This window comes from uncultured Acetobacteroides sp., from assembly GCF_963667355.2.
Lineage (GTDB): Bacteria > Bacteroidota > Bacteroidia > Bacteroidales > ZOR0009 > Acetobacteroides.
Genome location: NZ_OY763328.2, coordinates 3199264 through 3216253, shown reverse-complemented (window position 1 = coordinate 3216253; position 16990 = coordinate 3199264). Strand labels below are relative to the sequence as shown.

The window sequence follows — 16990 nt, the reverse complement described above, 5'->3', positions numbered from 1 at the left end:
AAAAATGAGCCAACCCTACAAAAGTAGGGAGGCTCTATGTTTGTTACTCAAGGTTAACGCTCAATCCTAAGCCGCGAAGCTCGTGAAGAAGCACATTAAGCGATTCTGGAATACCAGCAGCTGGCATCGGCTCACCCTTAACGATTGCTTCGTAAGCTTTAGCACGCCCCATAACGTCGTCAGATTTAATGGTAAGAATTTCTTGGAGGATGTTCGACGCACCGAATGCTTCAAGTGCCCAAACTTCCATTTCCCCGAAACGTTGACCACCAAACTGTGCTTTACCTCCAAGTGGCTGCTGAGTGATAAGCGAGTATGGTCCAATAGAACGCGCGTGCATCTTATCGTCAACCATGTGACCAAGTTTCAGCATGTAAATGATACCTACAGTTGCAGGTTGGTCAAAGCGATCACCAGTACCTCCATCATAAAGGTATGACTTACCGTTACGAGGAACGCCTGCCTTATCGGTATACTCGCCAATTTGATCGAGTTCAGCACCATCAAAAATTGGAGTTGCAAACTTAACACCAAGTTCTCTACCTGCCCAAGCTAATACGGTTTCGTATATCTGACCAAGGTTCATACGAGATGGTACACCAAGAGGGTTAAGAATAATATCAACAATTGTTCCGTCCTCTAGGAATGGCATATCCTCGTCACGTACAACTTTGGCAACAATACCCTTGTTACCGTGTCTACCTGCCATCTTGTCCCCTACTCGAATCTTACGCTTCTTGGCAATATAAACCTTAGCAAGTTGAACAATTCCTGTTGGAAGTTCATCCCCAATAGAGATGTTGAACTTCTTTCTCTTTGCTTCTGCATCAAGTTCCTTGAATTTAACAATATAGTTATTAATCAGGTTCTTGATTATATTATTCTTATCCTTATCTGTTGTCCACTTATTCGGATTTACGCTTAGGTAATCGAGTTCAACAAGTACCTTTTGGGTAAACTTAACCCCCTTACCAACAAGTTCAGTTCCGTAATAATCCTGAACTCCCTGAGAAGTTTTACCATTAACAAGATTGAACAACTTATCGACAAGTTTTACCTTAAGGTTGTTAGTCTTCTTTTCGAACTCATCATCAACCTTTTGCAGAAGTACCTTTTCGCTGACTTTTCCCTTCTTGTCCTTAAGAGAACGAGAGAACAGTTTCTTATCTATTACTACACCACGCAAAGATGGAGATGCCTTTAGCGAAGCATCCTTCACATCTCCTGCTTTATCGCCGAAAATTGCACGTAGCAGTTTCTCTTCAGGAGTGGGATCAGATTCACCCTTTGGCGTAATTTTACCAATAAGAATATCACCAGGCTCAACGGTTGCTCCAATACGGATCATACCGTTTTCGTCAAGGTTACGTGTTGCTTCTTCACTTACATTAGGAATATCAGAAGTAAGTTCTTCCAATCCGCGCTTGGTATCACGAACCTCCATAATATATTCATCAACATGAACAGAAGTAAAGATATCCTCACGAACAAGCCTTTCAGAGATTACAATACCGTCCTCAAAGTTATACCCCTTCCATGGCATGAACGCCACCTTAAGGTTTCGACCAAGAGCCAAATCTCCATTTTCGGTAGAATAACCGTCTGTTAGAATTTCTCCCTTTACAACCCTTTGCCCCTTTTCTACAATCGGACGAAGGTTGACAGAGGTACTCTGGTTGGTCTTAAGATACTTTGGAAGTTTGTAAACTTTAATCTCGGGATCGAAACTCACATAACGTTCTTCCTCGGTCATATCGTAGCGCAGATGTATTTCAGCAGCATCTACGTATTCAATAACACCATCTGCTTCTGCCACAATTTGCGTACGGCTATCGCGCACAACTTCGCCTTCCAAACCAGTTCCTACAATAGGAGCATCAGGCTGAAGAAGTGGCACAGCCTGACGCATCATGTTAGATCCCATCAACGCACGGTTTGCGTCATCATGCTCAAGGAACGGAATAAGCGATGCAGCAATCGAAGCAATCTGATTTGGAGCAACATCCATCAGTTTCACCTGCTCTGGTTCAGCGATTGGAAAGTCGCCTTCCATACGCGATTTAATGCGATTGGTAGCAAACGTACCATCTTCATTCAATGGAACACTTGCCTGCGCAATAATCTTTCCAGCTTCCTCTTCTGCAGAGAGGTATACAAGGCCTTCGGTTTCAAAGTCAACCTTCCCTTCTACAACCTTATGATAAGGAGTTTCTATGAATCCAAGATGGTTGATCTTTGCAAAAACGCAAAGCGAAGAAATAAGTCCGATATTTGGACCTTCAGGAGTTTCGATAGGACACAAACGCCCGTAGTGCGTGTAGTGTACGTCACGAACCTCGAATCCAGCACGCTCACGCGAAAGACCTCCAGGTCCTAACGCCGAAAGACGGCGTTTATGAGTCATCTCCGCAAGAGGATTGGTTTGATCCATGAACTGAGATAACTGGTTTGTTCCAAAGAACGAGTTAATAACGCTAGATAGCGTTTTAGCATTAATCAGATCGACTGGCGTAAATACCTCATTATCGCGTACGTTCATACGCTCACGAATTGTACGAGCCATACGAGCTAAACCAACACTAAACTGATTAGCCAGCTGTTCTCCTACAGTTCTCACGCGGCGATTCGACAAATGGTCAATATCATCAACGTCAGTCTTTGAGTTAATAAGCTGGATAAGATATTTAATAATGTTGATAATATCTTCTTTAGTCAACACCTTAGTATCCGAGTCGATGTTAAGATTAAGCTTTTTGTTGATACGGTAACGTCCAACCTCTCCCAAGTCATAGCGCTTATCGGAGAAGAACAACTTGTCAATAACATCACGAGCAGTAGCTTCATCTGGTGGCTCAGAATTTCTAAGTTGCCTATAGATATACACCACTGCCTCTTTTTCGGAATTACAAGGATCCTTTTGAAGGGTATTATTGATGATCGAGAAATCGGCATTTATACCCTCGTCCTTGTGAAGGAGGATAGTCTTTGCTCCCGACTCAAGAATTTCATCAATATGATCGTTCTCTAAAACAACGTCACGGTCGATAATTACCTCGTTACGCTCAATCGATACAACTTCTCCAGTATCTTCATCAACGAAGTCCTCAATCCACGATTTAAGCACACGAGCAGCCAGCTTTCGACCAATAAACTTTTTCAGATTTACTTTAGAAACCTTGATTTCATCAGCGAGATCAAAGATTTCAAGAATATCGCGATCCGTTTCGTAGCCAATCGCACGAAGAAGAGTCGTTACAGGCAACTTCTTCTTACGGTCGATATAGGCGTACATCACGCTATTAATATCAGTAGCAAATTCAATCCACGATCCTTTGAAAGGGATTACACGGGCAGAATATAGTTTTGTTCCATTTGCGTGTACGCTTTGCCCAAAGAACACGCCTGGTGAGCGGTGAAGCTGAGATACTACAACGCGCTCGGCACCGTTGATAACGAATGTTCCCTTAGGAGTCATGTAAGGAACGGTACCCAGATAGACATCCTGAATCACGGTATCAAAGTCTTCGTGTTCAGGGTCTGTACAATACAACTTTAGCTTAGCTTTTAGCGGAACGCTATAAGTTAAGCCCCTTTCAAGACACTCATCCAACGCATAGCGTGGTGGGTCAATGAAATAGTCGATAAACTCTAAAACGAAGTTATTTCGGGTATCTGTAATAGGGAAATTTTCCATGAAAACCTTGTAGAGCCCTTCATTTTTTCTATTTTCGGGCGTGGTTTCCATTTGAAAGAAATCCCTGAATGATTGAAGCTGTATCTCAAGAAAATCAGGGTATGATAGCTGATGTTTCGTTGATGAAAAGCTGATTCGCTGGCTGTTTTTGTTTAGAGACATCGTTTCAAGATTTGTTGAACTAAAGTTAGAAAAAACAACAAAAAGGCTTAGAATCTAATAAAATTAGATTCTAAACCCAAATTACCTACTTACTAGGTAAATGCTATTTAACTTCAACTTCAGCTCCAGCCTCTTCAAGTTGTGCTTTAATTGATTCTGCTTCTTCCTTAGAAACTTTTTCCTTAACTGCCTTAGGAGCGCCGTCAACTAGGTCTTTTGCTTCTTTAAGACCAAGACCAGTCATTTCCTTAACAACCTTCACTACTTGAAGTTTAGCACCACCGGCTGACTTCAAGATAACGTCAAATTGAGTTTTTTCAGCAGCAGCGGCTTCTCCAGCAGCAGGTGCAGCAGCTACAGCAACTGCAGCAGCAGCAGGCTCGATGCCGTACTCGTCCTTGAGAATCTTAGCTAATTCGTTAACTTCCTTTACAGATAAATTAACCAATTCTTCTGCAAATTTCTTAAGATCTGCCATTTTACTTCGTTTTAAAAAAAATTTTGACTAAACTACTATTCTTCTCTCTCAGATAGGGTCTTAACAACACCCGATAAAATATTTCCGCCCGATTGCAGCGCAGATATAACGTTCTTCGCTGGAGATTGCAATAGGCTGATGATATCGCCGATAAGCTCTTCCTTAGACTTGATGTTAACAAGTTCTTCTAGGCTTGCTTCACCGATATAAGCGGTATCCTCTACGAATGCACCTTTAAGAACTGGCTTTTGAAGCTTATTCTTCTTACTAAACTCTTTAATTAGTTTAGCAGGAACATTGTTCTTTTCGGTTAGCATAATCGAAGTGGACCCCTTAAGCACGTCGAACAACTCAGTGCCTTGAAATTCGATTTGCTCGAGCGCCTTACGAAGTAAAGTGTTCTTTACAACGATAAGGGTAATCTCTTTCTCAAAGCATTGTCTTCTTAGTGCTGCGGTGTCTTCCGCATTTAAACCTGAAATATCAGTTAGGTAAAAATGAGGAGAATTCTTGAGTTGCTCGGCTAAACCATTGATAATAACGTTTTTCTCTTCCCTTCTCATAGTAACAAGGTTAAAAAATTACTCGTTAATTGATCTAGGATCAATTTGTAAGCCGGGGCTCATTGTCGAAGAAAGGTAAATACTCTTCATATAAGTACCCTTCGCAGCAGAAGGCTTAAGTTTGATAATTGTGTTCAAGAACTCGTGCGCATTGTCAACAAGCTTATTAGGCTCGAAAGACAACTTACCTACTGAGGTATGAACAATACCAAACTTATCTACCTTGAAATCGATCTTACCGCTCTTAACTTCCTTCACTGCTTTTCCCACTTCCATGGTAACAGTTCCGGTCTTAGGGTTGGGCATCAGACCACGAGGACCAAGGATACGACCAAGAGCACCCACCTTAGCCATTACGCTAGGCATAGTGATGATCACGTCAACATCGGTCCATCCCCCCTTGATCTTGTCGATGTATTCGTCAAGACCTACATAATCGGCTCCAGCCTCAGTGGCTTCTTGCTCCTTATCAGGGGTGCAGAGTACTAATACGCGGGTCTGCTTACCGGTACCATGAGGTAGGGTCACAACGCCTCTAACCATCTGGTTAGCTTTGCGAGGATCTACACCAAGGCGTACGTCGATATCTACTGAAGCATCGAACTTGGTAAAGGATAGTTCCTTTAGCAATTCTGCAGCTTCCGATAACTTGTAAACCTTGCCTGGCTCAACCTTCGATAAAGCTAGCTTCCTATTTTTGGTAAGTTTACTCATTTCTGCACGCAGTATTTATTATTACAATTGAGGGAATTCGCCTTGTACGGTAATTCCCATGCTTCTTGCTGTACCAGCAACCATTTTCATTGCCGATTCCAAGGTAAAGCAGTTCATATCAGGCATCTTGTCTTGTGCAATAGCCCTTACTTGCTCCCATGTAATGGTGGCAACTTTCTTACGGTTTGGTTCAGCAGAACCAGATTGAATTTTGGCTGCCTCTTTAAGTTGAACAGCTACTGGTGGTTGTTTTACGATAAAGTCAAACGACTTATCGCTATAAACAGTAATAATGACAGGAAGAACCTTTCCGGCCTTGTCTTGTGTCCTGGCATTGAACTGTTTGCAGAACTCCATAATATTCACACCCTTAGAACCTAAAGCAGGTCCTACTGGTGGTGATGGATTTGCTGCGCCACCTTTAATCTGCAACTTAATAAGTCCAGCGACTTCTTTAGCCATAGCAGTTTTTACTTAGTTTAACTACTCTTTTTCAACTTGCATAAAGCTCAACTCCAGAGGAGTCTTTCTGCCAAAAATTTTAACCATTACCTTGAGCTTTTTCTTATCCTCATTTACTTCTTCAATGACACCATTGAATCCGTTGAATGGTCCATCGATTACTTTAACCGATTCGCCAACCACATAAGGAATAGAAATTTCCTCTTCGCCTTCTGTAAGCTCATCAATACGACCAAGAATCCTGTTAACCTCCGCATTCCTGAGAGGGATAGGAGCGTTTTGGTTTCTAGGATCTCCTAAAAAGCCGATGATATTAGTAATGTTGGTCAAAATATGAGGAATTTCACCTACTAGCGCCGCTTCAATAAGAATATAACCGGGATAGTGTATCCTCTCCTTGCTGATCTTTTTACCATTTCTAATCTGGTAAACCTTCTCAGTAGGAATAAGCACTTGGGAAACAAAATCAGAAAGGCCTCGGTTACGTATCTCGTTTTCGATATACTCCTTTGCCTTTTTTTCCTTGCCACCAATTGCTCTTAGGACATACCACTTTTTTTCGGTTTCGCTCATCGCTCTTTCCTATTTTTATTACAGCATGCTGTAGATTAACTCCATAAGATTCCTGAAGGTGATGTCCATTGCAAAAACTACAATAGCGAATAGTAGGGAAGCAATCATAACAACTATTGCGCTATTTTGCAACGTACTCCATGAAGGCCAGGAAACCTTATTTTTGAGTTCGTTATAAGACTCTTTGAAATATTCTTTAATTCTCATAGGTCTAATTTTCTGAAGCACGGGAGGAGCGACTCGAACGCCCGACACTCGGTTTTGGAGACCGATGCTCTACCAACTGAGCTACACCCGTAAAAATAGGATTGGTCAGCAAAGACCAATCCTAGAAGTTATAAATTACTCAACAATTTCAATAATCTGTCCAGCACCTACAGTTCTACCACCTTCGCGGATAGCAAAACGTAGACCTTGGTTAAGAGCAACTGGAGTGATAAGCTCAACAGTGATAGTTACGTTATCACCAGGCATTACCATTTCTACACCTTCTGGAAGGGTAATTTCACCAGTTACGTCCAAAGTACGTAGGTAGAATTGAGGACGGTACTTGTTGTGGAATGGGGTGTGACGTCCACCTTCTTCTTTCTTAAGTACATAAATCTCAGCTTTAAACTTAGTGTGAGGAGTGATCGACCCTGGCTTAGCGATAACCATACCACGACGAATATCCTTCTTGTCAATACCACGAAGAAGTAGACCTACGTTGTCACCAGCTTCACCTTGATCAAGAAGTTTACGGAACATTTCAACGCCAGTACATACTGACTTCTTTGGCTCTTCACCAAGACCGATGATCTGAACTTCTTCACCAACCTTAACAACACCAGTTTCAATTCTACCAGTAGCAACAGTACCACGACCAGTAATCGAGAATACATCTTCAACTGGCATAAGGAATGGCTTTTCGTTGTCACGTGGAGGAATTGGGATGTACTCATCAACAGCGTTCATAAGTTCCATAATCTTATCTTCCCACTTAGCTTCGCCGTTAAGGCCACCAAGAGCAGAACCGCGGATTACAGGAGCGTTGTCACCATCGAATTGGTAGAAACTAAGAAGTTCACGAACTTCCATTTCAACAAGTTCAAGCATTTCTTCGTCTTCAACCATGTCAACCTTATTAAGGAAAACAACGATTTTAGGAACGTTTACCTGACGAGCAAGAAGAATGTGCTCACGAGTTTGTGGCATAGGACCGTCAGTAGCAGCAACTACTAGGATAGCACCGTCCATCTGAGCAGCACCAGTTACCATGTTCTTTACATAGTCGGCGTGACCTGGACAGTCCACGTGCGCGTAGTGACGATTCTCAGTTGAGTACTCAACGTGAGCAGTATTAATGGTAATACCACGCTCCTTTTCTTCAGGTGCATTGTCAATTGAGTCAAAGCTTCTCAACTCTGACAACCCTCTCTTTGCAAGTACAGTAGTAATTGCAGCAGTAAGGGTAGTCTTACCATGGTCTACGTGACCGATGGTACCTATGTTTACGTGAGGCTTCGATCTGTCAAATTTTTCTTTAGCCATAACTCCAAATTGTTAAACTGTTAGATAAATTTTATTAAACTCCAAAGAGCCGATGACGAGAATTGAACTCGTGACCCCTTCCTTACCAAGGAAGTACTCTACCACTGAGCTACATCGGCAAATCTTTTCGAGCGGAATACAAGATTTGAACTCGCAACCCTCAGTTTAGAAAACTGATGCTCTACCAACTGAGCTACTTCCGCATTTTTTGTGGGGAGAGCAGGATTCGAACCTACGAAGACATAAGTCAGCAGATTTACAGTCTGCCCCAGTTGGCCGCTTTGGTATCTCCCCTTGCTTAAACATCGCCTGTACAAACTACACTACAGGCTAAATGCCTCCAAATTCGGAGGACAAATGTACGAATAATTTACTTCACCGCAAAGACCTCTCCAGCTTTATTTTATTTTTTCATAAAGCAACCTTTCTTTTCGGAAACAGCCGCAAAAGTACAAAAGAAAAATGTAAGTTTTGGCTTATGAATCAACTAATTTAAAAAAAGGAGGAAGCCCCCTTCCTCCTTTACCGAAAAATCTTACAAGACTAAATATTTCTTGCCCTTTCCTTACTTTTAGTTAGTGATATTTTTAAAGCATCGACACATAGATCGACAGCCTCTTCAAATCTTTTTCCTTGACGCTCAACAAAAATGTCGCTACCCGATAAAGGTATCATCACTTCAACTTTTTTATTCCCCTCTGTGTAGTTTGTGTCCAACTTTAAGTATACTTCAATTGTGGTTATCTCTTCGTTGTACTTGTTCAACTTAGATAGTTTAGCCTCAACGTAATCAACAAGCTTCTTGTCGGCGTCGAATTTGATGGATTGAATCTTGATGTTCATAAAAAACCTCCTAACTGTTTTTGTGGACTCTAGGGTGAGCCTTCATATATGAAGTCTTTATCTTTTCCAACGTGTTGTGAGTGTATATTTGCGTTGTCCCTAACGACGAGTGCCCCAACATTTCCTTTATGCTAAGCAAATCAGCTCCATTATCTAAAAGATGCGTCGCGAAGGTATGCCTTAACACGTGCGGGCTTCTTTTCCCATTAACACCAGCATTTTTCAACATTTCTTTTACAACTCTTTCAACGAGTTTAGGGTATATTTGTTCACCCTTTGCAGTTAAAAAGAGATAAGGTGTCGGACGCTCGCTAAAGAACTCCTCCCTTTGGCTAATATAGCATTTTAAAAGCGAATTAGTACTTGGAATGAGTGGAATTATTCGTTCTTTTTTTCCTTTCCCAAACACTCGCAAAGTTAACGTCTGGCCATCAACATCATCAACCTTTATGCCAACCAGTTCGGCACGTCGAATTCCACAGGTGTAAAGTAGTTCTACAATTAGAAGATTTCGAAAAGATACAAAGTCAGAACCCTCATTACGCGCAATCTGTTCGATAGCATCGTAACCTACAAATGCAGGAAGGCGTTTAGGCTCTTTAGGATGCATAACCTTTGCTGCCGGATTTTTACTTACGACTCCCGACCGCTTGAGGTATATATAAAAGGTATTTACGGATGCAATTTTTCGATTTACAGAGCAAGATGCCAACCTCGATTTTACAAGATTAACGACCCATCCTCTCACAAGTTGAGAGGTAACATCACTTGGAAGAAAGTTCTCAGGGGTATAACCCAAAAAATCCACAAACTGTAAAAGATCCGTTTTATAGGCTTTTACAGTATGTGGAGAATATCTTTTTTCCGCAAGAAGGTACTGTTCAAACTGAGTTATCATACTTTCTAAGATAGCCCTTTTCGACAATCTTGTAAAGGATTCTCAGTTAATTTTCACTACTCCTCTATACGCTGCAGTTGCTGGATGTAGATAGCCTTCTTAATCTGCTCACGACGCTCGATAGATGGCTTAGTAAAATACTGGCGATTTCTTAACTCCTTAAGAATGCCAGTCTTTTCAAATTTTCTCTTAAACTTTTTAAGAGCTTTCTCAATGTTTTCTCCTTCTTTGATTGGAACGATTATCATGGTTACAGTTTTTGTTTTCGAGCCGCAAAGTTACTAAATTTTCAATGTGAAAAACAAGCGTATTGATTTTTTTAATCAATTTGAGTAGTCTACATACTCACCTAACTTTTCCGAAGTAGATTTTGAGATGATTCTATCAGACACAAGCTGCTGTAAATTCCGTATTGAACCTCTCTTCGTCCGAAAATATACAATATTTCGTGCTTCATAAGGAGATATGTACGGATGGCGCTTAAGTGTCTCTACATCTGCAGTGTTTATACATATTTTTGTCCATTTTGAAGGTCTTTTGAGTTGATTCTGTAGAAGGGAGTATTTGGAAGAGTCAATTCCATAAACTTCTAAGAGTTGTTCATTCCTAGCAAAACCTCCTAATCTCCTCCTATAATCGACAATTCTTTTAGCAATAGCAGAACCAATTCCTTTTAGTGTTTTTAAACTGGTAGTATCAGCATCATTAAGGTCGACGAGCTGAAAAACCACAGGCTGATAAACATGCCAGGGTACCGTGTCTTTAGTACTGTTTTGTATAACGATATAAGCAGCAAGCCGCTTGTAATGCTCTCCCGATACTACAAATGATCTCTTAAAATCTTCGGGTTTTCTAAATCGTCCTCCTTTAGCACGATAATTTAGAAGTGACTGTGATTGCTTTAACGAGAAGCCTAGTGCCTGATATTCTTCCAATGTTGCCGTATTGGGGTCGAATTTAAACGGAGTGAAGTTGTTACGAGAATTGGAATACGAAGAAAAATTACTCCAGCCCATTTCTGCGCTACCAATTCTACTTTTTTTCTCAGACAACATCACCTGCCGTTCAAAATCTTTAATCTTTCTCGAAATATCTGGTGTAACTAATACTTTTTGCTTAGGATTGTACGATATAGTAAAAATCATTAGGGCAACAAACACTGCCGATAAGAGGATTATTCCCCTCTGCTCCCATTTGGCGAATGTCAAGAATTCCTTGATATATCGTTTAATTGTTATCACTGTTAAAATGGATAACCAATACCTATGTGATACGAAAAGTTATCACTTTTAGGCATTCGACTAAGCAGAAAACGATTTCCGTATGGTTTTGTAGGATCAATCATCTTAATCCCTACATCAAACCGCACTATAAGATAACCTAGATTCAATCTTAAGCCAAGACCTGTATTTGTCGCTATTTGGCTCAAAAAAGTATCTATCTTAAACGTTTCATTCGATTGCCTATGGTCTCGCGGGAGGAACCAAACATTACCTGCATCAAGAAATACCCCCCCCTCAAGCGACCAAAAAAGTTTATATCGATACTCAAGATTCCCTTCAAGTTTAAAATCCCCCAAGCCTCTCATTACTGAATCAGAAGCAGCACCTGGTCCGAGCATACGAACCTGCCAACCTCGCATACTATTCGCGCCTCCCACATAATAATACTTTTCGTAAGGCAATGCTGAAGAATTACCGTACGGAAAAGAGGCTCCTATCTGAAATCGATACACCACCCTATTTTTAGAGTCAAGACGTTGATTGTAAACTACGGTATAATCAGTTCCAACAAATTGAGCATAGGGCATTCCCCAAATAGAACTCACCGATGAGTTATCTGCACTTTTAATCTTTTTTAAAATCGGATTAAACAAACTAACAACATTTCCACCTGCCTCTATATTTAAAATCGAATAAAAATAACTAGACTGGCTATTAAGTTGTTGCGTATTATAAACTATAGAAAATATACCTGAAGAAATAAAGTGGTTGGAAAAAGTAGCTGCTAACAAAGGCTTGTTTCCCAAATATTTTTTAAGGCTATCATCATTAGACATTTTAATAATACTCAAATTAATAGGAGTATAAGAAATAGCAAACTTTTTTTTAGTCATCCAGCTATATCCAAAACCAAAATTAACTAGGTTTCTAGTGTAATATGGCCGACTTTGAAAATTATAACTTCCAGAAAATTGTGTTTTTGGAGCCTGCAACTTCAGTTTTTTCTGGAGATTAAATGGCATAAGAAATCGAGGAACATATATTGAAGATGACACTCCATATTCTGTAGATTTATTAATCTGGTTGATAACATCCTCTTGTTGATTTCCTCTTAGGAAGTCAATAGTTCCATTAAAATTAAGGTTTAGTTGCTCAGCACCTTTAAATAAATTTAAATGAGAGTAACCTAAATTCCCTGCTACTCCCCAAATTTGAGAAGCTAAATACAGTTCCCCCTCTACCTTATAACCTTGCAGCAACATAGGAGTAAGAAAGATATTGCATACAAGTTCTTTAGCATTTTCAAAGTTTACAGTATTTTTCACATTACTATTAGCAGTCGTATTTTTTTCAGACTCATTGAACTGTATAGTTATTGTTCTAAACATCTTTAAACCCGAAAAATTATTATAGGTAGCATTAACTTGAGAGTTATCGTAAAGTTCGTCAGGTTTTATTTGTACTGCTCTATTTACTAATTCTGAGGTAACATTTTGCCTATTCAAATACTTTATATTTAAACCATTGTAAACGTATGTAGAGAACCTACTCGTATACTCTTTGTCTGTCAAAGCCATTGTTGGCTCATAGTTAGTGTAAACATTCACTTCTTTAACAATGTATTTTTCGTGTTGACTTTCTTCAACAACCCCACTATCAGCATTGTAATTTGAACTATTCTTAACAAGAAGGTTTAACGCCACCCCTTTCCCACCAACAGTAGAATCTGCCTCATAAACGATATAACTCTTATTAAAAGAGTAGTATCCCTCATTTTTAAGGGATGATACGATTCTGTCTCGCTCTTTTTCAAGCACATCAGAGTCAAAAATCATCCCGCGTTTTAACATCGATGACGTAGAATTTTTCCTTACGATAGCGATTAAAGATGAATCAGACCCGCTTATATGATAATTCAATAGCCTATAAGGAGTATTGGTTTGAACATTAATCTTTGCTGTTACGAATTTGTTTTTGCGATATACTAAAGAATCTCGAACAATTGCATTGTAGTATCCCTTTGAATTCAGGTACTGAGTTATACCTTCTAATGAACTAGTGTACAAAGAAGAATCAAATACTGCAGGAGGTGTCCCTATTTTTTGAAGCGTTTTGTTAATCCAACGTTTAAAATGAGTTTTACCAATACTATCCGACAAGTCGTAAATCCACAATTCAAACGGAATACCTAAGAATTTTCTAACTGGTTTCTGCTGAATAACACCAGACAAAGCACTTTTGCTAACCTTCTTATTATCCACTTTCAAGTCAACATCTGTAAGCAAGTAACTTCCCTTGGGAACAAACTTTGTTTGGGAGCATCCAACCAGAATTGCAGCGCACAGCAAGATATAAATTAGTCTTTTCACAAAAGGCAGAGTTACGTTATTAGAACAAATATAGTTGGAATGCGGATAATACTTGGTAGAATATAAAAAAAATGCTCGATTCACATCGAGCACTTTCAACCTCTAAACACCATTGCTACTTTATAGTAGCGAAGTTAACCACTTATCTATTTGTCTTAAGCAATTTAACCGAATTGCTTAATCTTCTCTAGGAACTTTAGCCTATAAGAATTTAGGTGCAAAACTATGAAATTATTTCAATTTTCAACTTTTCAAATACAAAAAAATGCATTCAGTGAGAATTATTGCATGATTCATTGTCCTCCATAGATGTAAATACACATAAAAGTTGATTTAACAACTTATGAATTACCTTCCAAAGAATTAAACATATAGTTTTGCAAGATAATTGCGACAGATGACAAAAAAAGAGATTGCCGAGATTAGAAAGTTAGCCCAGAAAAAATTCAGATACGAGCAGGGCTTATTCGTTGTCGAGGGACAAAAAGCAATAAAGGAGATTATTGATGCTGGATTCCACATAGAAATGTTATATGCTAGTAATCAAAATGAACTTCCCGTAAAGGATGTCATCATGATTAGCACAACTGAAATGGAGCGGATATCCTTTCTACAAACCCCAACCAACTATTTTGCATTAGTGAGAATCCCCCAAAGTATTAATACGTATAGGGTAATCGAAGATGAATTTACGCTAGTACTTGACGAGGTTCAGGATCCTGGAAATCTAGGGACTATCATAAGACTTGCCGATTGGTTTGGAATAAGCACAATTGTGTGCAGTACAAATACAGCCGATTGCTTCAATCCTAAAGTAGTACAGGCAACAATGGGCGCTATAGCGCGACTAAAAATAATTTACTGCAACTTGCAGGAAGTCTTGAAAGATGCAAGAAGTAAAAATATCCCCATATTTGGCACATTTATGAATGGTGATAACATTTACACCATCAATCTACCTCGTTATGGGGTATTAGTTATGGGTAACGAAGGTTCCGGCATAAGCAAAGAGATTGAGCCTCTCGTCACCCAAAGGCTGACTATACCATCGTTTAAAACAGAGAATGTAGAATCGCTGAATGTAGCAATTGCAACAGCCATATGCTGCTCTGAATTTAAGCGACGTATCCTTTAGTGTTTTGCCCAATCGGCGAATTTCTCAGCAACCTTTTCACCATCGATTGCTGCAGAAACAATTCCTCCAGCATAGCCAGCACCTTCGGCACAAGGGTACAGCCCCTCAATTTGAGGATGCTGAAAGGTGTTGCTATCACGAGGAATGCGAACAGGCGAAGATGTTCGTGATTCTACACCCAGAATTAGCGCCTCGTTGGTTACAAAACCACGCATCTTCCCATTGAATGCTTTAAATCCCTCCTGGAGTCGCTTAGAAAAAAACTCTGGAAGCCAGTGATGCATTGACGAAGACTGAACACCTGGATGGTATGATGTTTTAGGTAGATCTTGAGAGAATTTGCCTTGCACAAAATCGGCTAAACGCTGGGCTGGCGAAACAACTCCATTCCCTCCATTTTCAAACGCCAACCTTTCTAGTTCCATCTGCATATGCAAGCCCGCTAAAACGCCATACTTGGAATAAGCAGCAGTATCTTCAATTCGTGTTTCGACAACAATTCCTGAATTGGCAAACCTAGAATTACGCTCCGAAGGAGACATGCCGTTTACAACAACCTCGCTTGCCCCTGTTGATGCAGGAACTATAAAACCTCCTGGACACATACAAAACGAATAAACGCCTCGACCAGCAACCTGATTTACGAGGCTGTAAGCAGCTGCAGGAAGATATTCCCCTCTGCTTGGCATGTGGTATTGTATGGAATCTATCATTGCTTGAGGATGCTCTACACGTACCCCCATTGCAAACGATTTTGCTTCGAGCAAAATACCCTTTTGATATAGCAGATGGTATATGTCGCGAGCAGAATGACCTGTAGCCAAGATTACAGCACGACCTGTTATGGTATCCCCATTGGCAATTGTAACGCCTGTAGCCTTGCCGTCCTTTATAATAATATCGGTAACACGTGCATCAAAGTGTACTTCTCCTCCCGCTGCCATTATTGTGTTTCGAATATTAGCAATAATACGGGGAAGCACATTGGTACCTATGTGAGGATGAGCATCTGAAAGGATGTTTTCGTTAGCACCATGAAAGCAAAGTGTTTCTAGGGCTTTGCGATAGTCGCCGCGTTTCTTAGAACGTGTGTACAGTTTACCATCCGAGAATGTACCTGCCCCACCCTCGCCAAATGCGTAGTTTGAATCAAGATTGATGGACTGATTTCTGTTTAACGAAGCCACATCGCGCTTTCGTGAGGACACATCTTTACCTCTCTCTAGTACAATTGGCTTATAGCCTAATTCAATTAAGCGAAGAGCAGCAAAGAGCCCGGCAGGACCTGAACCAACAATAACTACCTCATCCTTTTTAGATACATCGCCATATTCGAAGTGGTAACTTAGCGTTTGAGGCGCCGCTTCATCAACAAAAACGCGAACCCCCATATTTACCTTAACCTCTCGACTACGAGCATCAATGGAACGTCGAGTAACCATAACATAGGCTATTTGGCTGGGGTCTATATTTAGCTGCTTTGCTATTATGGGCAGGTAGTATTGCTTGTCCGACGCCTGTTTTGGCGTAAGTAACAGATTTAAATCCTGTGGCATTGACTTTATTTTGCCACAAAAGTAACCATTAAAATTGCTATTCGAAGTTAAAAGATATTACTACCATATCGGTGATTATCCCCTCAATTGACTCAGGGAAATACTCATACACCTCTTGCTTTCGGGTTGATAGCATATCCTTTAAGCCTCTTGAGTACTTTATTTCAGTAGCAAACTTGAAGTAGGGCAGATAAAAATCAACGCCAACACCCAACTCAACGTAATAGTTTAACTGATTTAATCCCATATAAACCCCTTCGCTGAATCGCTTACGGGCAGCCAAGTCGTAACGAGGCGTAAAGCCGCCTATAAAGTACGGCCTGATGTCGCTGTGCCGAACGGCACTGTACTTGAAAAGTATAGGCACCTCGATCATTGCAGACTCCACCTTCATACTGTGGTACAGAGAGTCCTTTTCACCAGTATTATGAGCGATTGCATAGAACGAGAAGGCTCGCTGCCCAAACGACATACCCGGCAACACACGAAGAGACCAGCTGCGATTTAGCCTCAACTCCGATATTATATTCACATTAAAGCCGGGAGAAACTTGCGACACATCAGTCCAAAGCAAAACCGTTTTGCCGTTCTCGTCGGTAGCGAAGAATCTTTTGCAATTCACCTCCGCATCCATATTGTTTATGCCTAACGAAAATCCAAAATGAATGCGATGACCTAAATCGTAAGCAGGGTTGGTTAGCGGGCGACTTTTTTTCAGCTGACCACAAGAATGGTTCGCCAAAAATATGGAAACACCCACTAGAAGAGCAATCTTCAACCCTATATTCAT

16 protein-coding genes and 4 tRNA genes are annotated in these 16990 nt (G+C 40.4%); 1 reads left to right on the top strand and 19 read right to left on the bottom strand.

Translation table 11 applies throughout. The annotated features are described in order from the left end of the window. Positions 1-43: 43 nt before the first annotated feature. The 17 genes from rpoB to ACHZA1_RS13225 form a co-directional block, all read right to left on the bottom strand. Positions 44-3856 (bottom strand): DNA-directed RNA polymerase subunit beta, encoded by a 3813-nt coding sequence (rpoB, locus tag ACHZA1_RS13305; protein WP_320052355.1) that lies wholly within the window; start codon positions 3854-3856, stop codon positions 44-46. A 103-nt stretch (positions 3857-3959) separates the two neighbouring features. Beyond that, positions 3960-4334 (bottom strand): 50S ribosomal protein L7/L12, encoded by a 375-nt coding sequence (gene rplL / locus ACHZA1_RS13300; protein ID WP_320052354.1) that lies wholly within the window; start codon positions 4332-4334, stop codon positions 3960-3962. A 35-nt stretch (positions 4335-4369) separates the two neighbouring features. After that, positions 4370-4897 (bottom strand): 50S ribosomal protein L10, encoded by a 528-nt coding sequence (gene rplJ, locus ACHZA1_RS13295; RefSeq protein ID WP_320052353.1) that lies wholly within the window; start codon positions 4895-4897, stop codon positions 4370-4372. 18 nt (positions 4898-4915) lie between these two features. After that, complete coding sequence (gene rplA / locus ACHZA1_RS13290; RefSeq protein ID WP_320052352.1) at positions 4916-5611, bottom strand: 50S ribosomal protein L1; 696 nt, start codon at positions 5609-5611, stop codon at positions 4916-4918. A gap of 21 nt (positions 5612-5632) precedes the next feature. Beyond that, positions 5633-6073: a 50S ribosomal protein L11 gene (gene rplK / locus ACHZA1_RS13285; RefSeq protein ID WP_320052351.1), complete on the bottom strand. Its 441-nt coding sequence runs from the start codon at positions 6071-6073 to the stop codon at positions 5633-5635. Positions 6074-6094: 21 nt separating this feature from the next. Further along, entirely contained in the window at positions 6095-6646 is a 552-nt protein-coding gene (nusG, locus tag ACHZA1_RS13280) for a transcription termination/antitermination protein NusG (protein WP_320052350.1), read from the bottom strand. A gap of 18 nt (positions 6647-6664) precedes the next feature. Continuing rightward, entirely contained in the window at positions 6665-6853 is a 189-nt protein-coding gene (gene secE / locus ACHZA1_RS13275) for a preprotein translocase subunit SecE (protein ID WP_320052349.1), read from the bottom strand. Positions 6854-6871: 18 nt separating this feature from the next. Further along, positions 6872-6944, bottom strand: a tRNA-Trp gene (locus ACHZA1_RS13270). Positions 6945-6988: 44 nt separating this feature from the next. After that, positions 6989-8176 (bottom strand): elongation factor Tu, encoded by a 1188-nt coding sequence (gene tuf, locus ACHZA1_RS13265; RefSeq protein WP_320052348.1) that lies wholly within the window; start codon positions 8174-8176, stop codon positions 6989-6991. A 47-nt stretch (positions 8177-8223) separates the two neighbouring features. Further along, positions 8224-8295: transfer RNA gene (locus ACHZA1_RS13260), tRNA-Thr, on the bottom strand. 11 nt (positions 8296-8306) lie between these two features. Then, positions 8307-8379: transfer RNA gene (locus ACHZA1_RS13255), tRNA-Arg, on the bottom strand. Positions 8380-8387: 8 nt separating this feature from the next. Further along, positions 8388-8470, bottom strand: a tRNA-Tyr gene (locus tag ACHZA1_RS13250). A 249-nt stretch (positions 8471-8719) separates the two neighbouring features. After that, positions 8720-9019, bottom strand: a complete 300-nt coding sequence (gene hpf / locus ACHZA1_RS13245) for a ribosome hibernation-promoting factor, HPF/YfiA family (RefSeq protein WP_320052347.1) — start codon at positions 9017-9019, stop codon at positions 8720-8722. 10 nt (positions 9020-9029) lie between these two features. Continuing rightward, on the bottom strand, positions 9030-9917 hold the full coding sequence (locus ACHZA1_RS13240; protein ID WP_320052346.1) for a tyrosine-type recombinase/integrase: 888 nt from the start codon (positions 9915-9917) through the stop codon (positions 9030-9032). Between the two features lie 56 nt (positions 9918-9973). Further along, entirely contained in the window at positions 9974-10165 is a 192-nt protein-coding gene (gene rpsU / locus ACHZA1_RS13235) for a 30S ribosomal protein S21 (RefSeq protein ID WP_320052345.1), read from the bottom strand. A gap of 75 nt (positions 10166-10240) precedes the next feature. Then, the gene (locus ACHZA1_RS13230) at positions 10241-11158 is read right to left on the bottom strand and encodes a helix-hairpin-helix domain-containing protein (protein WP_320052344.1); all 918 of its coding nucleotides are present in this window, start codon (positions 11156-11158) and stop codon (positions 10241-10243) included. Between the two features lie 2 nt (positions 11159-11160). Beyond that, positions 11161-13509: a BamA/TamA family outer membrane protein gene (locus ACHZA1_RS13225; protein WP_320052343.1), complete on the bottom strand. Its 2349-nt coding sequence runs from the start codon at positions 13507-13509 to the stop codon at positions 11161-11163. 397 nt (positions 13510-13906) lie between these two features. Between ACHZA1_RS13225 and ACHZA1_RS13220 the strand changes: the two genes are divergently transcribed. After that, positions 13907-14644, top strand: coding sequence for an RNA methyltransferase (locus tag ACHZA1_RS13220; RefSeq protein WP_320052342.1), 738 nt, complete (start codon positions 13907-13909; stop codon positions 14642-14644). Here ACHZA1_RS13220 and ACHZA1_RS13215 read toward each other — a convergent pair. Both ACHZA1_RS13215 and ACHZA1_RS13210 read right to left on the bottom strand, forming a co-directional pair. Next, complete coding sequence (locus tag ACHZA1_RS13215) at positions 14641-16200, bottom strand: FAD-dependent protein (protein ID WP_320052341.1); 1560 nt, start codon at positions 16198-16200, stop codon at positions 14641-14643. The genes ACHZA1_RS13220 and ACHZA1_RS13215 overlap by 4 nt on opposite strands. 37 nt (positions 16201-16237) lie before the next feature. Next, positions 16238-16990, bottom strand: a complete 753-nt coding sequence (locus tag ACHZA1_RS13210) for a porin family protein (protein WP_320052340.1) — start codon at positions 16988-16990, stop codon at positions 16238-16240.

Bases quoted from the DNA above. Each gene is read 5' to 3' on its own strand.
- rplL (WP_320052354.1), bottom strand. From the start codon at position 4,334: ATGGCAGATCTTAAGAAATTTGCAGAAGAATTGGTTAATTTATCTGTA.
- ACHZA1_RS13210 (WP_320052340.1), bottom strand. From the start codon at position 16,990: ATGAATATAGGGTTGAAGATTGCTCTTCTAGTGGGTGTTTCCATATTT.
- tuf (WP_320052348.1), bottom strand. From the start codon at position 8,176: ATGGCTAAAGAAAAATTTGACAGATCGAAGCCTCACGTAAACATAGGT.
- rplJ (WP_320052353.1), bottom strand. From the start codon at position 4,897: ATGAGAAGGGAAGAGAAAAACGTTATTATCAATGGTTTAGCCGAGCAA.
- ACHZA1_RS13220 (WP_320052342.1), top strand. From the start codon at position 13,907: ATGACAAAAAAAGAGATTGCCGAGATTAGAAAGTTAGCCCAGAAAAAA.
- ACHZA1_RS13240 (WP_320052346.1), bottom strand. From the start codon at position 9,917: ATGATAACTCAGTTTGAACAGTACCTTCTTGCGGAAAAAAGATATTCT.
- rplA (WP_320052352.1), bottom strand. From the start codon at position 5,611: ATGAGTAAACTTACCAAAAATAGGAAGCTAGCTTTATCGAAGGTTGAG.
- secE (WP_320052349.1), bottom strand. From the start codon at position 6,853: ATGAGAATTAAAGAATATTTCAAAGAGTCTTATAACGAACTCAAAAAT.
- nusG (WP_320052350.1), bottom strand. From the start codon at position 6,646: ATGAGCGAAACCGAAAAAAAGTGGTATGTCCTAAGAGCAATTGGTGGC.
- ACHZA1_RS13215 (WP_320052341.1), bottom strand. From the start codon at position 16,200: ATGCCACAGGATTTAAATCTGTTACTTACGCCAAAACAGGCGTCGGAC.
- hpf (WP_320052347.1), bottom strand. From the start codon at position 9,019: ATGAACATCAAGATTCAATCCATCAAATTCGACGCCGACAAGAAGCTT.
- rplK (WP_320052351.1), bottom strand. From the start codon at position 6,073: ATGGCTAAAGAAGTCGCTGGACTTATTAAGTTGCAGATTAAAGGTGGC.
- rpoB (WP_320052355.1), bottom strand. From the start codon at position 3,856: ATGTCTCTAAACAAAAACAGCCAGCGAATCAGCTTTTCATCAACGAAA.
- rpsU (WP_320052345.1), bottom strand. From the start codon at position 10,165: ATGATAATCGTTCCAATCAAAGAAGGAGAAAACATTGAGAAAGCTCTT.